This is a genomic window from Paenibacillus nitricinens (genome assembly GCF_052056485.1).
Classification (GTDB): Bacteria; Bacillota; Bacilli; order Paenibacillales; family Paenibacillaceae; genus Paenibacillus_AQ; species Paenibacillus_AQ nitricinens.
Genome location: NZ_CP183948.1, coordinates 6,623,747 through 6,640,745, shown reverse-complemented (window position 1 = coordinate 6,640,745; position 16,999 = coordinate 6,623,747). Strand labels below are relative to the sequence as shown.

The following is a 16,999-nucleotide window of genomic DNA, read 5'->3' as shown; positions in this document are numbered from 1 at the left end:
AAGGATGGATGGAATATGAAAAATTATATAACAGTCAGTAAAATAGGGATTTTGTTATTGTGTGCGGGACTCATGTCGGCTTGCAGCAATAATAATACAACAGCACAGTCTGAAGCTACGTCGAGTGAATTAACGTTGAGCCAGAGTGGAGCTGCTACTGAAGTACAATTGGCAGGTGCTAAGCTGTCGGACTTGGTAACGTTCGATGAAGACGATTCTAATACAAGTTGGACGGCGGACCAATCCACGGATATTGCCCTGGCTGGCACGAGCGCTGTTGTCGAAGGTGCGGGAGCTGAATCCAAAGATGGGTCAGTGGCGATTACTGCAGCAGGAACCTATGTGCTTTCGGGTAAGCTGAGTGATGGGCAGATCGTAATTAATAATCAGGATGACGGAATTGTACATCTGGTGCTGAACGGTGTGAACATTACGGACAGTGACAGCGCTGCAATTTATATTAAAGAAGCGGGTAAAGTGATCATTACCTTGGAGGACGGAACAGAGAACTCCGTATCGGATGGGGCAACTTATGTCTATGCTGATGACACTACAGATGAGCCTAGTGCAGCTATCTTTAGTAAAGCAGACTTAACAATCAATGGCACAGGGAAGCTGTCTGTTTCTGCTAATTATAATGATGGGATTACAAGCAAGGATGATCTCAAAATCATGAGTGGCATCCTTGAAATTCAGGCTGCTGATGACGGGATTGTCGGTAAAGATCTAGTTGCTGTGCAGGATGGAAGTATCAGCATTACAGCTGAAGGTGACGGAATCAAATCGACCAATGATACCGAAACGGATAAAGGCTTTATTGGTATCACAGCAGGAACGTTTGATATTCAGGCTGGCAATGACGGAATTCAGGCGGAAACTGCACTTGTAATCGATGGCGGAACGTACACCTTGGTTACAGGCGGAGGCAACGAGAATGGTGAAGTGAAGACAGGTGATCCAGGGACAGGCATGGGCATGAGAGGTAATCGTGGACAAGGAACAGGTGGCCAAGCACCAGGAACAACAGATACATCGACATCAGAAGCAAAGCCAGAGACAATGCCGGAGGCGTCACAGCAGGAAGCGTCAACTACATCAACAACGGCAGAATCCGAAACAGTAAGCACTAAAGGGTTGAAGGCTGGAGGAGATATTAGCGTAAACAACGGAACATTTAACATTGATTCTGCTGATGATGCAGTGCACAGCAATAGCAACATTGCGATAGCCGCTGGAGAATTTAACATCAAAACTGGCGACGATGGAATTCATGCGGATGCCTTGGTGGCGATATCCGGTGGCAAAATTGATATTACGAAGAGCTACGAAGGGATTGAAGGAGCGAACATCGCGATGTCCGGAGGCGAAGCTCACGTAGTCTCTTCTGATGATGGAGTGAATGTTGCAGGAGGTAATGATGAAGTGACTGTAGGAGGTGGCCCTCAGGAGCAGGATCAGTTCAGCGATGCTGCAGCTAATGTACTCACGATTAGCGGAGGAACATTAACGGTCGATGCCACAGGTGACGGATTGGATTCGAACGGCTCTATCGTGATGTCCGGTGGTACAGTAATTGTTAACGGACCTACTAATGGTGGAAACGGCGCTCTCGATTACGATGGCAGCTTTGAACAGAGTGGCGGTACTCTAATAGCCGCGGGAAGCTCGGGTATGGCTCAGGCAACGTCTGACACCTCCAGCCAACATGCAGTCAGCATGACGTTCCCTCAGATCCAGAAGGCCGGAGCATTGGTCCATCTGGAGGATAGCGAAGGAAACACAATCCTAACCTTTGCTCCATCGAAAGATTATCAGTCGCTCGTGATGAGTTCCCCTGATTTGAAAGACGGTGGATCATACACCCTCTACTCGGGAGGTACCTCGACTGGCAGTGAAGCAAATGGATTGTATACGGATGGCGAGTATACTGGAGGAACGAAAGTAGTAACGTTTGAAATCACCAGTAGTGTAACTTGGCTGAATGAATCCGGAGTAACCACCGCGAACACCAATCAAGGCCCAGGTGGCGGTGGTGGTGGAAAAGGAAGACCATAATCTATAAAATGCATATTAAAAGCCACTCCAGCACATTGGAGTGGTTTTTTGGTGGTTGAGATAATTAGTCGCTATTAATAGAGAGCAAATTCTGCTTAATGGGTTGATTTGAAGTCTTTATGATCACATTATGTGAATTAAAAGACAGAATTTGAATCAGCTGCTCGGCCATATGGTTCGCAGTATATTTGAACCCTCCTTTTACCCATTCCATGATTAATCCAAATAGAGCATAGGCCGTATAGCTAGAAAATAATTCGATATTTATATTGTTATTAGTATGATTAACCGCGACTAAGTCCTGCTTGGTTAGCTCCTTTAAGATGTCACAAATCTTATTTTGAAACCCAGGCAGAACATTGGAATTTACAATGATGGTATAAAAATTAGAATAGGAAACGACATGCTCAAAAATTTTGATGCTAGAGGTAGTAAGCTCACTCACCATAAATTTATCGGTATGGAGATAGGGATCTTTATAAGCCTTAATTAAATCCTCCAGCACATCATCAATTAACTCATTCAGAAGTTCTTCTTTGGTTTGATAATGCTTATAGAAGGTTCCACGGTTTAAATCGGCTAGGGTAACAATATCGGTTATCGTAATGGTGCGGAAATTCTTTTTTTCCATGAGTAATATCAATGCATTTTTTAGTTCTTTCCTCGATTTACTTGTTCTTCGATTTTTAAGCAACAGAAGACCACCTAACTGTCTATTTTCTAACCCTATTTCAACACAATCCTGCTTTATATTTATTTATGAACATTTGGTGTCCCGTTTGTATATTGATAGTTAAATTGCAGATGATTAAACTTAAGTAGAATAAATTTTAATCGTTTTAGAGATTTTATATATTAATACTTACATTATAGATAAACGTAAAGGAGACTTCCAACATGAAACTTCAAGACAGAGTTGCAGTTGTTACCGGAGCAGCATCGGGTATGGGGAAATCTATCGCAGAGTTGTACGCTAAAGAAGGTGCTAAAGTAATAGTAGCTGATCTTAACTTGGAAGGTGCGGAACAAGTCGCAGCAGGAATCGTTAGTAATGGTGGAGTAGCTAAGGCGTTAAAAGTAAATGTTGCTCTAGTCGAAGATATCAATAACATGATTGATACCGCAGTAAATGAATATGGAACGCTAGATATACTAGTGAATAATGCGGGTATTATGGATGGATTTGAGCCAGTTGGTGATATTAATGATGAGAGATGGGATCTTATCTTTGACATCAATACCAAAAGTGTAATGCGGTCCACACGTAAAGCGCTACCTATTTTCCTCGAAAAAGGAAAGGGCGTTATTGTGAATACCGCTTCTACAGGTGGCGTAAGTGGTGCTCATGCTGGAGCAACTTATACTGCCTCCAAACATGCAGTAGTAGGCTTGACAAAAAATACAGCTTTTATGTATGCCAACAAAGGCATTCGTTGTAATGCCATCGCACCAGGAGCTACTGCCACTAACATTAGTGCTTCTATGAAAAATATTAATGAGTTCGGCATGAGCCGTACTCAACTTACACAGGCTGTAATTCCTCGGGTGGGTTCACCCGAAGAAATCGCACAAGTTGCGTTGTTCCTGGCTTCCGATGACTCCAGTTTTGTAAACGGAGCAGTCCTCGCTGCCGATGCGGGATGGACTTCTGCATTCTAAAATTAGATAGCATAAAAACTCCGCTAGAGATTACTCTAGCGGAGTTTTTTATGCGCTTGATATTTCCAGGCCAACCCTTCAAAATAGAGAGAATGCTAACTATAAAGGGAGTTATATGAAATGAACGATGTTAGGGCGCGGAATCACGTGAAAGTGATTGGAGAAGGAGAACGAACCATTGTTTTTGCACATGGATTTGGGTGTGACCAGAGCATGTGGCAGTTTATTACGCCCTCTTTTGAGAAGAAATATCGAATCGTTCTATTTGATTATGTAGGCTCAGGTAACTCTGATTTAAGTGCATATACAACAGATAAATATCATACGCTCCACGGCTATGTACAGGATGTATTGGATGTCATCGAAACGTTGGAACTCAAAGATATTATTTTTATAGGTCATTCGATTAGCTCTATGATCGGGATGCTGGCTTCGATTGAGCGGCCGGATTATTTTGATAAAATGATTATGATAGGTCCTTCTTCATGTTATTTAAATGAGGGGAATACTTATTTCGGAGGCTTCGAGAAAAGTGATATTACTGAGCTTCTGGAGATGATGGAGATGAATTTCGCTGGCTGGGCTAGCTTTATGGCACCTCTTGCTATGAACAACCCTGACCCGGTGTTAACGAAAGAGCTGGAGCGCAGCTTTATCTCGGCAGATCCTGTTATTGCAAGGGAATTTGCAGAAGTTACGTTCTTTTCAGATCATAGGGAAGATCTACCTAAGGCTACAATCCCTACACTTATTCTACAATGCTCGGATGACAGTATCGTACCTATAGCGGCTGGAGAATATCTACATAAACACTTGAATAATAGTACCTTCCGTTTAATGGAGGCTAAAGGGCATTACCCACACATTAGCCATCCTGAGGAGACCATCACTTTAATTAATGAATATCTTACGTAAGCTAGATGAGATTATGCTGTGTTGAAAGGATATTTAGATCATGGATGACCGATTAAGATATGCGCCTTGTGGCTATGTTTCTATTACCCATGAAGGAATAATCAAGGATGTAAATCAGACGTTTTTGGACCGTATGGGGTATAAACAGGTTGATTTGGTGCATAAGCATTTTGAATCTATCATGTCTACGGCAAACAAGCTTATTTTTCATTCATACTTCTATCCTTTTATTAATCTTAATGGACAGGTGGAAGAGTTATTTATAAATCTGAAAGATAGTGATGGTAAAGCGGTTCCCTATTTATTGAATGGCAGAAGGCTCGAGTGTGAAGGTGTAGAGGTCATTGATTGTATCCTGGTACAGATGGGAAAACGTATTGACTATGAGCTGGAGCTTCGGTCTGCCAAGAAGCAAATAGAAGTGGCTTATTGGGAAAAGGATCAGGCGCTTGCCGAGCTCAAGCGAATTCATTTAGAAATTGAACAGAAACAAGCCGAGCTGCTGGAGATGAATGCCGTTTTAGTAGAGTTATCTAATACAGATAAGCTGACTGGGCTGAAGAATAGAAGGTTTCTTCAAGAGAAGCTGGAAGAGCAAATTGTAGGGTACGGCCAAGTTCAAACAGCATTTTCGCTGTGTATTATAGATATTGATCATTTTAAAAAAGTGAACGACACCTATGGGCATCAGACAGGTGACTATGTGCTGGAGAAAATGGCGAGTATCTTGAAACTGCAATCTCGTAAAGAGGATATTGCGGCTAGATATGGCGGTGAGGAATTCATACTTCTTTTACCTAATACAGACATCTCGGAGTCAAGGACTATAGCTGAGAATTTACGGCAGTCTATCGCGTATTCAACTTGGGAAATGGGCCGGATAACGGTGAGCATTGGTGTAGCTACATTTATTCCAGCCGATTCAGAAAACACCCTGCTGCAAAAAGCTGATCAAGCGCTCTATGCCTCTAAAGAACAGGGGAGAAACCGCGTTACCCACTTCATAGATTTGAATGAAAAGCTTCTTTAACAGGGGGCTTTTTTGTTATTTATAAACGATACATCCTCTTTGCTCTAATTGCTCTAAAATGTCTGTTTCCTTCAAGCTGTGATTCCATCTGAGATCCAGTTTCTCTAATCGTTCTAGTTGTAAAAGGGATTTCGGAATTTCTTGCAGGTTATTATCTCTTAGGTCAAGCTCAACAAGGCTGCTTAATTGACCTATTTGCTCAGGCAGCTGATTCAGTTTATTTTTTCGAAGGTTCAGTTTTCTTAACTTGCTTAGTTTACCGATGGATGAAGGTAGTTCAGTGATTCGATTATCATTTAAATCAAGTATCCGAAGTTCTTCTATAGCACCCAAATGCTCGGGTAACAAGACCAGTTGATTACCATACAGATGGATCTCTCTTAGCCCTTTTATTTGTGTGATTGAATCTGGCAGACTTTCTAGCTGATTGTAATATAGCCGCAATTCAATTAGACTGCTCATTGCGCCTAAAAGAGTAGGCAGTTGCTTGAGATTATTATCTGTTACATTCAGATACTTGAGTTTCTGGAGATTACAAAGCTGCTCCGGCAGCTGCTCGAACTGATTATTACTTAGGTATAGAAAAGAATCCAACCCCCGTAGTTCTCCAATACTCTCCGGCAATACCTTGAGTCGATTATGGCCTAAATCAAGCATTCTTAAGTGAACTAAACGACCGATGTTCTCGGATAACCGTTCGATGTCATTACCCGCATAATTTAGTACCTCTAATTCATCATGAAGGAAGAGTTGATCGGGAATCTCTTTAATATGGTTGTTGTACATGCTCAGTTCTAGTAGAGGATTGCTCTCAAACACGATCTCTGGCGTTTCTGTAAGTCCTTTTCCGTCAAAATTATATCTCATAGAAGGTTCTCCTTTGTTATTGGTATGGGCAATCGTTACGATAGAATATAACAGGATAATGATTTATTATCTGTATGTTGGCATACAAAACTATGGCGTGTTTTAGAAAGGAATAATGAGATGGAAGCTTCTTTTTGGAAAAGAGGATTTCTTTGGCGATCTGGATGTGATCCATCCCTCCAATGCAAGAGTGATATCAGCGGTGGCGATGAACGATACACTACCCGTTAGTTAAGGAACAATTGATGCTGCTGCAAATGGATCGTTTATTTTTATCGAATCGGTTATTACCCGAAATGAAATTTCATGCTGCGAGAGCGCGTGCAATTTTTACTCTAAGAAGACTATACCAAATATTCGGGATAGAGGAGCAAGGCGAGATGAGGATTAATCTCCGGCTGACCCATCAGCAGTTCGCGGATATAATCGGAACGCTCAGGGAGACGGCTACCCTTGTGCTTAAAGATCTGCAAGAGCAAAAGATTATTGAGATTCAACATCAACAGTTAACCGTGTTAGACCTGTCGTACTTACTGGAGTAAACGGATTTTGATTGAGAATAGTAGTTCTGGGAGCTTTTTAAGAGAATCGAAGATGAAAGGGGTTATGAATGTGGCTTGTAATCATTGTGTAGTAAGAGAGCTGAATTTTGAAATTAAGGCTCATGGCGAGCTTAATCTAAGGATGTTACCTGAGGTTATTCATCATTTGAGTAGAAGCAATACGATACATAAGGTAGAAGAAAATGTGATTACGATTAAAGAGGCTGGGGCGCGGGATTTTCTGGATTTCTGTAATGATCATATGGCGTCGAAGCAGATTGAATTCCGTATAGATGACCAAACATGGAGACCTCTATCCGAGATGCCCACTGTACTTGATATGGAGTGGATTGATGAGGTTATCACTAAGGGGTTAGTGATTTGTCACTTCCAGCCAATCGTGAATGCAAAGGAAGAGATTTTTGCATACGAGGTCTTATCCAGATTTAAAAAAGAAGATGGAGCCCTTATCTATCCTAATGAGATCTTTACGGCGGCACGCAATCGTGGCCGTTTATATGCTTTAGACCGGTTATGTAGAATGACTGCTGTAAAATGTGCTGCACCCTTAAATAAAAAAACGTTTATTAATTTTATCCCAACGTCGATCTACGCTCCAGAGTTCTGCCTAAGATCAACAGTTGAATTGGCCAATCAATTAGGCGTAGATCCCTCTCTTTTTGTCTTTGAAGTTGTTGAGACGGAGAAAGTGGATGACCTTGCTCATTTGAAAGCTATTTTGACATATTACAAGGATCGGGGATTTGAATACGCTCTAGATGATGTTGGCGAAGGCTTCAGCACAATCGAGATGTTATTGGCACTTAAACCCCATTACATGAAGCTGGATATGAAATATGTTCAGGGTGTGTCTAGTGATCCGAACAAACAGAAAGTAGCAGAACAGTTTTTAGAAAAGGCATTAGAAATCCAATCCGTTCCCTTAGCAGAAGGAGTGGAATTTAGAGAGGACTTTGAATGGCTTAAGCAGAGTGGTTATCAGTTGTTTCAGGGATATTTATTTGGAAAACCTGACCCTATTCCCAAACAGTGATCCTAATGAGTAGATCTCCGTCTAGAGGATGAGATGAATTCAGGTCAGAGTCTGATTACAGGTGAGCCCCGGGGCTGTACAATTTAGGTAATTGAGAAGGGGGTCGGATGAATATGGAATGGCATAAATACATCACACGTTGGGCAGATTCCAGGGGCTGGGAAGGGCGAGAGATTGATTATCAGTGGCCTTCTCCCTCATTTCCAGTGGTAAGTATTCGCAGCAATTTAGGTCGCTACTCTGGTCAGGGTTATGGCAGCAGACCTCGTGTGAAGACAGCTGTTGGATTAATTGCTATTGGAGATATAGCTGTAGGCTTGATTTCCATAGGTGCGATAAGCGTAGGGGTTCTATCCGTGGGTGCAATATCACTAGGAATGTGGTTAGCACTTGGAGCGATAGCACTTAGCTGGCTTGGCTTCGCAGCTGGGGCGATTGCTATTGCAGGAGTGGCTGTAGGAGCGATCGCGATAGCCGAAAAAGCGTTGGGTGCTGTCGCCATAGGGGATACGGCATTTGGAGCGGTAGCCATAGGACGGATTGCTGGGGGAGCCGTAGCTATTGGACAATGGGCATATGGTCTAATCGCGGTTGGCGAGCATGGCTTTGGGTTAATTCCGATCACAGGTGATGTGTGGAATTGGTTTCGGCGACTATTTGGAGGTTGAACGCTCCTCCAGTCCTAAAGTATCACTCTTCGTCTGGGACAGTTGATAAATAATATCGATCAGTTAGAGGAAATTGATTGCAATTACCTATGTCGATCAAATATCAATTTCATACCAAATAATCATGCAATAAGATGCATAGTTATGTTAACCTTTGTAATGTAATCGAAACTTCATAGGCAAACCTATGGAAATGTAGGGACGCAAAGCTATAGGGACTAAGGTTATCACGACTATTGTCAGCCAGCTGCCAAAGAGTGTATAACGCTTTTTGTTTTTAAGGTTTAATAAAAATTAAGTCTTAATTTTTATGCAACTTTAGCTGCAATCAAGCTACTCTTTCGGGGTAGTTTTTTTTGTGCCCATTTTTAGGCATTGAAGAGATTAATATTACATCTGGGGGGTAGAAAAGATGAAAAAAATGATTGCAATCGCTACATCGGCAGCCATGTTAGCTAGCTTTTCGAGTGAGGCAGGTTATGCTTTAGCAAGTGATGTAAGCAAGGTAACTGTAGTGAACACTGTAGTACAAAGCAAGGCTGACCTAATAAGCAATGCGTCAGTTATTCCGTTTGATCTGTACGGCAAGGCTATCCTAGGCGCTTATAATGATGTTTTTAGAATGAATCCTGCGAATATTAAATCCATTACCAATAACGGTGGTAACTACTCAGGTTCACCTATAGCTAAGGCTATTGATGGCGATATGAGTACGCATTGGGAAACGGGCAAACCGAATAGTTCAACGTTTACGAATGAGGTTGTCTTTGTATTCAATGAGTCCACTGAATTAAATAGAATCGTATATGCTGCAAGACAATCCAGCGCAAAGGGTAAGGGGTTTGCCCAGGAATTTGATATTTATGGCTCAACAACGGATGCAGGCGACTATACGCTAGTATCCTCTGGAGAATATAAAGGCGGAGCAGGTGACGTAGTAGAGGTGCAGTTTGACAGGGCAACCTTTAAGAGACTTAAATTTGTCTTCAAAAAAGCTAACCAAGATTGGGCGAGTGCGGCTGAGTTTTCTTTTTACAAAGAAGATGCCGTATCCGCTAAAATGAAAAATTTATTCACAGATGACAGCTTGAGTCAAGTTAGCGCAGCATTTAATACGATGGAGAAATTAACGGCTTTAGAACAAGAAGTGCAGACACATCCACTGTACGCGCAGTTTCAAGCAGATATAGAGAATGCAAAAGTACTTCTGGAGAATCATCAAATAGAGGCAACAGCGGCTAAGGTTTCGAAGCTAAAAGGCTATGGTACAGCATATGAAAATGCCTATAGCGAAGCTTATAGAATGCCCAACTCAAACGTATCAAAAGTAACGGTGAACGGCGGAAGCTACCCAGGTACGAAACCGGAATACATGCTCGATGACCAACCGAATACACACTGGGAAACCAATAAAAACAATGACGACAGCTTCACGAATGAAGTTGTGTTTGAGTTAGCGCAAGCGAAAGTATTAGATAGAGTGGCTTTCCTGGCTAGAGATAACCGCAAAGGCTTCCCAGAGGCTTTTCAAATTTATGCATCAGAAACAAGTAAGGGAGAGACCTTCCAGCTCGTATCTAGCGGAACCGCGAATAGTACGAATGACTTTCTGGAGTTTAAATTTGAACCTACGAAGTTTAAAAGATTGAAATTCAAGTTCACAAAAGCCAATATCAACAGACCCTTTGCAGCCGAATTTAGATTTTATACAGAGGATAAAGTAAGTGAAGCTGTAAATGGTATTTTCACAGATGGCACGATGAGTGCGGTTGTTCCTGCTTATAATAGCGTCGAAGCAATCAACGAATTAGAAGAAGCGGCAAAAGTACATCCGCTCTATCCAATCCTGAAGGATTCTTTGGATTTAGCTAAGAAGCTAGTGAATGGTGAAATTCAAACCGAAGGCACCATCATTGAGGCGGAACAACGTGGAGATATGAAAAAGCATGCGCAAGAAAACCTGAGAATTGGTTTCGGTACGAACAACCAGCCTACAGGTCTCGTTGCAATGCCTGGAGATACGATCAACGTTTATGTGGACGCAGCTTCGAGCGATAAATTGCCTTCTTTAGTCTTTTCTCAACAAGAGGCGGCTTGGAACGTTTGGGCTAGCAGTGTGAAATTGCGTCCAGGTAAAAACACAATAACCGTTCCTGAATTTGCGACGAATAGTTATTATGCACATGAAGTGACTAAGGGCGGTACAGTGTATATCGTCAATCCATATACAGCGGAGGAACAAGGTAAAGCACCTATGATCCGGTTCGAGGGGCTTACCAAGATCCCTATGATGACCAAGATTACAGATCCTGAACAATTCAAAGCCTTCTTAACCACCTATAAACAAAAAATAGATGAAGATAAGGCAGCGCATCCGAATGTTCAAGATCGCAAGCTCATTGATGTGGTGGAAATGGTCAGCGATCATGTTATTTTCACAGGCACTGCGACAGAAGCTTATAACATGTTTATTACGCAAGGAAATGATCCGCTGGGTACCGTAACCGGCTATGATACTTGGATGAAGACGATCTTTGACTTCTATGGCTTGGATGGCAGTAGTGTGATTCATGATGCCAAGCTAATTCGTGAGAATATCCGATTGATGCAGCCTTATGGTGCGATGTATGCAGCGGGGGACCATACAGGGATACAACTTGGAACCGTGGGGACAATGTTAGGTGATTTTAACAAAGTCTATCCAGGCTGGGGATTGAATCATGAAATAGGGCATCGCTTGGCGATGGGAGAACGAGAATATGGTGAAGTAACCAATAATATGGTGTCTATGCTGATGTCAGTCTATGCGGACTCGATGGATACTCGTATTCCTTTTGAAAGTGATATATATAAATATGTAATCGAAGAAAATAAAGTGGTTATGAATCAGCAGGGCTTATTTGCACAGCTTGGTGCCTATTGGCAGTTAGAATTGGCGCATCCGGGTTACTGGACAGAACTGACCAAGCTGTACCGCGAGCGGAAGGTCTCCCTTCCGAACGGCGACAATTCCAAGCAGCAGTATTTGGTGGAGTTCTCCTCTGAAGTGCTGGGGTTAGACTTAAGTAGCTATTTTGCCAGACATGGCTTCACTGTGAATCCTGAAACAAAAGTGAAGTTAGCTAAATATCCAGCACCGAAAAAGCTCTGGTATTTAAACAATTCAGTGGTTCATTATGAAGGAACAGGAATAGCAGATAAGAATGTTGCGATAAAGGTTAATATCACGCCTAACACTACTGCTAAATCGAACACACTAAGCTTCAGTATGGATACGGATCTTAAGAAAGATTTCTTAGGTTATGAGGTGTATAGAGACGATAAGTTAGTAGGGTTTACAGGGACTGACCAGTTCGTGGATACGAATGTAGATAACAGCATCAATTATACGTACAAGATCGTTGGTTATGATAAGAAGCTGAACCCACTGAAGCCGGTACAGGTTAAAGCCTTCAAGCCAGCGTTATCTGTTGAAGATCAAATCACGTTAAAGCTTAATCAAGCTTTTGATCCGATGAACTATGTAAAAGCGACTAACTATCAAGGAAACGATATTACGGCTAATGTCACCCTGAAAGCAAATACCGTTGATGTAACGCAAAAAGGCGACTACGAAGTGGTGTATGAAGTGAAGAACGAAGGGGTTACAGAAACCAAAACAACACTGGTTACGGTAACGAGTGACTATGCTTATCTTTCGGATCTTAATGCCAAGTCAGTCGTTGTTGGTTGGGGTGAATTAAAGAAAGATAAAGCCGTTTCTGGTGGAATCATCAGCCTTGTTCGACAAGGGCTAGCTGCAACCTATGCCAAGGGAATCGGTGTACATGCGAACTCTGAAGTTGTTTATGATATTGAGGGTATAGGTTATGACTTCTTTGAAAGCTACATCGGGATCGATCAAGCGATGAAAGGAAAGCCATCCTCTGCAACCTTTGAAGTGTATGTAGATGGAGAGAAGAAATTCGCGAGTGATGTTTTCCGGGCAGGGACAGAGCATGAATTTGTGAAAATACCTGTGACAGGTGCGCGCGAAGTGAAGCTGGTTACCACAGATGCTACAGATGGCAATGCTTCAGATCATACGGTATGGGCCGATGCGAAGTTTACGAATACTTCAAGTAAGCCGACCATCACAGTGCCGGAAGAGACAACTTTCGTTAAGTTGAATAGTGAATTTGATATTTTGACTGATGTCATAGCCGTTGATAAGGAAGATGGTAACTTGATTGGAGCCGTTGAGGTAAACCCGAATGGTTTCACTTCAAGTAAAACAGGCACTTACACCGTCGAACTGTCAGTTACAGACCGGGATGGGAATACAGCTGTGCAGACCCGAAAGATCGTTGTGTACAGCGCTAGTAAATACTTGAGTGATACAGCTTGGCAGTCGGCAAGAACGGATTATAATGTGGTTCGTAAGGATAAGGCAAGTTCTAACAATCCGATTAAACTACTTGTAAATGGCGTAACCAAAGAATTTACGAAGGGCTTAGGAACGCATGCTAACTCTGAAATTGTGTATAATCTGGCGGGTGCTAATTTCGAATATTTTGAAACATATGTAGGGGTTGACCGAAATATCCCAGAGCAAAATAATTCTAGTGTGATCTTCAAAATCTTTGCCGATGGGGCAGAAGTATATAATAGCGGACTGATGAAATTTGGCACGGAAGCTAAAATAGCTCGAATCCCTGTGAAGGGTGTAAATGAATTGAAATTGGTATTAGATAATGCAGGTAACGGAAATGCATCAGATCACGGTGATTTTGCGGATGCGAAGTTTATGATTCTGAACAGTACGCCGGAGCTTACGATCCCTAAACCTGTATCCACCAAAGTGGGGCAAGCCATAGCCATAAATGAAAGCTATTCGGCAACGGATTCAGAAGATGGTGACTTAACGGCTCAAGTAAAGGTTACGGGTGAAGATCAGGTTAAATTCAACAAAGCTGGAAAGTATCCGATCACTTATATGGTGACCGATAGTGATGGAAATACGACCACGAAGACTAGAACTATAGCCGTAGTAGACATGACGGATTTTACGTATCTGACGGATTACGACTGGAACTCTACTCAGAACAGCTTTACCGCACCTTTGAAGGACAAATCTGTTAGTGCCAATACGCTGAGATTAACAGATAAGGGCAATCAAGTGGTGTCTTACGAGAGAGGGATTGGAGCGCACTCCAACTCGACGATTGTATACGATCTAAGCGATAAGAACGCGGACTACTTCACTTCCTATGTGGGTGTAGATCGGCAAATGTACGGTACGGTTGGTTCGGTGAGCTTCGAAGTGTTCGTCGATGGAGAGAAGAAGTTTGATAGTGGACTTATGAACTCCAGAGATCCACAGAAATTTATCGAGTTAGATGTTAATGGAGCCCAAGAGCTGAAGTTAGTCGTTACAGACGGTGGAAATGGCAACGGATCTGACCATGCTACATGGGGGGGGACCAAACTACATTTCGCGAATGGAGATCACCTATTCACTGGAGATCTGGAACAAGCGATTGCTGTGGCGAAAGCAATTTCTCTTGAAGGTTTCACAGCCGAGAGTATTGCGGTGTTTACGGCCAGTCTCTCGGGTGCAGAAGCAGCTTTGGCTAATCCTTCGGTCACACAAAGTGAGGTAGATGCAGCCGCAGCGGCGTTACAACAGGCAGCAGAGGGTCTCACCGAAATAGACCTTACGCAAGAAATCACGATTGCAGACCCATATTTAAGTGCCTCAATTAAGGCCGCACTAGGCGTATCTGGACAGCTAACGCTAGGGGACATGTATAAACTTACGACGTTAACGAGCGTAACTGGAAGAGCTAAATCTTTGGAAGGTCTTCAGTATGCTAAGAACTTAGAAACACTTAATATTGCTGGAAATGAAATTACGGATTTCTCTCCACTACAAGGATTGACTAAACTGACTAGCTTATTGGCCGACCCACAAGTGATTGAGATAGCACAATTAGAGGGTCCTGTAGTTGAATTGACCAATCTGGTGAAAGGGCTCGATGGCAGTAAAGTAATTCCTAGTTCAGCAGGGGTTAGAAACACTGGGACATTTAAAGAAATTATGTTTGATATGAATGAATGGGCAGCTAATCCAGAGGTGTTCACCCTAGATCTATCGAACGAAGAGAAGGGAACTTACATGCTAGGGGTAACTTATCAAGTTGCAGGTAATCTCGTGCAATTGATTTCTTTTATTAATAATCCTTAAATTCATAGGCACAGGAAAACAGGCGAATTGTGGTGTATTCAACCATGACTCGCCTGTTTTTTATTGAGCTTATCTAATAAGCCTCACTTTTATTTGGTGGCCGTCTGGGTAGGCGTTAAGCGCTTTTGGCTCCGCTGCTCTGCTAGTAGATGGTTCATCCATTGCTGAATACTTCTGCTCTGCACTGTTGCTAGGGTGGTGTGAGCAAGGTTGCGAGCTTCTAAAGGATCTTCAGTTAAGTTGTAGAGCTCAAACTCCTCAGGTACGGGTACTGTTTTAACTTTTGTAGTCCATTCACCGGGTTTTCCCTCCACAGGCTGGAGCGTGACATCCTGTACCCCGGGCTCACTCCAAAACTTAGGATTATCGAAATAGCGGGAAAATTTCCATAGCTCTGTCCGACCCTTTCTTTGGAGATACGTTAGAATCGTTTCAATATGGTTCGGCTGAACGACGGAGGAATAGGGTTCTCCCAAGGGATTTGTCTGATGCTGGCCGCGAGTCACATCATCGTCGGTCATGAAATAGACGGGGGCATCAGCAATCGCAGAGGAATCGTGCCCCAGTATCTGAGGTGCAAGATTACGGCCCACAAAAGGGCGGGCATCACTGAATCTATTTTGCATACGGCTCTGAAGGTTTGTGATGTCCAGATTGGCGAGCCCCAGCATAGTAGGAATCAGATCTACATGGCTTGTTAGGGCATGGGCATCCTGAGATTTGGGAAATAAGCGTCTATTGTGGATGAGAAAAGGGACATGTAGAAATTCTTCGTAGGCAGAGTACCATTTTTGATGGAGATCGCCATGAGCTCCTAATAAATCTCCGTGATCGGAAGTAAAGATGACGATGGTATTGTCATAGAAAGAAGAGCGAGTTAGAGTCTCGAAGATCTTTCGCATTTGAAGGTCCGCGTTTTTTTGAAGTTGATAATACAGTTGGCGATAAAAAGGCTGGTCAATAATAGGCTGCAAGGCTTTTGGATAGAGGTCCCGGTAGCTGGCTTGGCAGCGCGGCTTGGTAGCTAATGATTCATTTTGCGTCGGAGAGGGAGCAACCTCAGGCATAGGCTCGACCTCAAACCTAAAATTAGGCAAATGTGCAGTGAGGGCTCCGTATAGAACAATATCATGTGGATTTACAAGGGAAGAGACGAGAAGCCAGGGTGGAGCGTTGTTGTTCTGGTTTTTTTGGCGATCCAGTGCTTGAATGATTTCTACAGTTTCTGCACCATATACCTCGTCGCGTCCACTTAATCCGATCGCGGCTGAGGAAGCAGAGTTTCGCGGATTTTTTCCAATCGGATCAGGTCCCACCCAACCAGAGAACCCAAAGTTATCTAAACGGTTCGCTCGTAAATAAATTTCTTCAAGCTGCCTGTCAGGGACGCCAGTCACCGAATTATAGCTGGGCAAGCTGTCATGGGTACCGGGAATGATAATATCCTCATTGGAGATATGCCACTTCCCTTTATAGTGGGTTTGGTAACCGGCTTCCCGGAAGTAGTCACCCATTGTAGGTACAGTGTTACTATCCAGCCAAAACATATTGGAATCAAAGGATTCTTTGGCAATTCCTACTGTTTGACTGACACCATGGAGCGAAGGATAGTGACCTGTAAACAGGGTTGCCCGGCTGGGACAGCAGGCCGTAGTTCCGATGTAGTGTCTGTGGAACTCAAGGCTATGGGATTTTAATAATTGCTGTGTGACTAGATTCTGACGTCGCCATTCTCTGATTTCGGGATGTTCATATATGGGGGCATATCGCTCCTCATCTACGAGAATAACAAGAAAATTGGGCCTCTCTAAACGGCGTGATGATCCTGTAGTGCCACTCATGGCAAACACATCCTTGATTAGATTATTTACTTAGATTATGTGGGTTGACTCCAAAACAGTAGCCTATCAGGAAGACCTTTTTAAAGTTTGTTTTGCAAAAAAATCCAATTTGTCATATGACAAAAGAAATGACAACGCTCAC

11 protein-coding genes and 1 riboswitch are annotated in these 16,999 nt (G+C 42.8%); of the genes, 8 read left to right on the top strand and 3 right to left on the bottom strand.

Annotated features, from left to right (window positions below; translation table 11 throughout):
- Positions 1 to 15: 15 nt before the first annotated feature.
- Positions 16 to 2,055 (top strand): carbohydrate-binding domain-containing protein, encoded by a 2,040-nt coding sequence (locus tag ACN6KS_RS29535; RefSeq protein ID WP_440961037.1) that lies wholly within the window; start codon positions 16 to 18, stop codon positions 2,053 to 2,055.
- A gap of 64 nt (positions 2,056 to 2,119) precedes the next feature.
- Here ACN6KS_RS29535 and ACN6KS_RS29530 read toward each other — a convergent pair whose 3' ends face one another.
- Positions 2,120 to 2,749, bottom strand: a complete 630-nt coding sequence (locus ACN6KS_RS29530; RefSeq protein WP_256989669.1) for a TetR/AcrR family transcriptional regulator — start codon at positions 2,747 to 2,749, stop codon at positions 2,120 to 2,122.
- Positions 2,750 to 2,952: 203 nt separating this feature from the next.
- Here ACN6KS_RS29530 and ACN6KS_RS29525 point away from each other — a divergent pair, with 203 nt between their 5' ends.
- From ACN6KS_RS29525 to ACN6KS_RS29515, 3 genes are all read left to right on the top strand, one after another.
- Complete coding sequence (locus tag ACN6KS_RS29525; protein ID WP_042131593.1) at positions 2,953 to 3,714, top strand: SDR family oxidoreductase; 762 nt, start codon at positions 2,953 to 2,955, stop codon at positions 3,712 to 3,714.
- 120 nt (positions 3,715 to 3,834) lie between these two features.
- Positions 3,835 to 4,629, top strand: a complete 795-nt coding sequence (locus ACN6KS_RS29520) for an alpha/beta fold hydrolase (RefSeq protein WP_440961036.1) — start codon at positions 3,835 to 3,837, stop codon at positions 4,627 to 4,629.
- Positions 4,630 to 4,669: 40 nt separating this feature from the next.
- The gene (locus ACN6KS_RS29515; RefSeq protein WP_094868430.1) at positions 4,670 to 5,659 is read left to right on the top strand and encodes a sensor domain-containing diguanylate cyclase; all 990 of its coding nucleotides are present in this window, start codon (positions 4,670 to 4,672) and stop codon (positions 5,657 to 5,659) included.
- 15 nt (positions 5,660 to 5,674) lie between these two features.
- Here ACN6KS_RS29515 and ACN6KS_RS29510 read toward each other — a convergent pair whose 3' ends face one another.
- A complete protein-coding gene (locus ACN6KS_RS29510) occupies positions 5,675 to 6,526 on the bottom strand; it encodes a leucine-rich repeat domain-containing protein (RefSeq protein ID WP_280788071.1) in 852 nt (283 codons plus the stop codon).
- 245 nt (positions 6,527 to 6,771) lie between these two features.
- Between ACN6KS_RS29510 and ACN6KS_RS29505 the strand changes: the two genes are divergently transcribed.
- The 4 genes from ACN6KS_RS29505 to ACN6KS_RS29490 all read left to right on the top strand — a co-directional run bounded on the left by ACN6KS_RS29505 (position 6,772) and on the right by ACN6KS_RS29490 (position 15,016).
- The gene (locus tag ACN6KS_RS29505; protein ID WP_094868428.1) at positions 6,772 to 7,068 is read left to right on the top strand and encodes a helix-turn-helix domain-containing protein; all 297 of its coding nucleotides are present in this window, start codon (positions 6,772 to 6,774) and stop codon (positions 7,066 to 7,068) included.
- A gap of 52 nt (positions 7,069 to 7,120) precedes the next feature.
- On the top strand, positions 7,121 to 8,122 hold the full coding sequence (locus tag ACN6KS_RS29500) for an EAL domain-containing protein (protein ID WP_440961035.1): 1,002 nt from the start codon (positions 7,121 to 7,123) through the stop codon (positions 8,120 to 8,122).
- Positions 8,123 to 8,235: 113 nt separating this feature from the next.
- Positions 8,236 to 8,790 carry a hypothetical protein gene (locus ACN6KS_RS29495; protein ID WP_094868427.1) on the top strand — a complete coding sequence of 185 codons (555 nt, stop codon included), beginning with the start codon at positions 8,236 to 8,238 and terminating at the stop codon, positions 8,788 to 8,790.
- Positions 8,791 to 8,958: 168 nt separating this feature from the next.
- Positions 8,959 to 9,045: riboswitch (cyclic di-GMP riboswitch) on the top strand.
- A gap of 157 nt (positions 9,046 to 9,202) precedes the next feature.
- A complete protein-coding gene (locus ACN6KS_RS29490; RefSeq protein ID WP_440961034.1) occupies positions 9,203 to 15,016 on the top strand; it encodes an NPCBM/NEW2 domain-containing protein in 5,814 nt (1,937 codons plus the stop codon).
- Positions 15,017 to 15,105: 89 nt separating this feature from the next.
- Here the strand turns inward: ACN6KS_RS29490 and ACN6KS_RS29485 are convergent, their stop codons facing one another.
- Entirely contained in the window at positions 15,106 to 16,857 is a 1,752-nt protein-coding gene (locus ACN6KS_RS29485) for a sulfatase-like hydrolase/transferase (protein WP_094868425.1), read from the bottom strand.
- Positions 16,858 to 16,999: the final 142 nt, after the last annotated feature.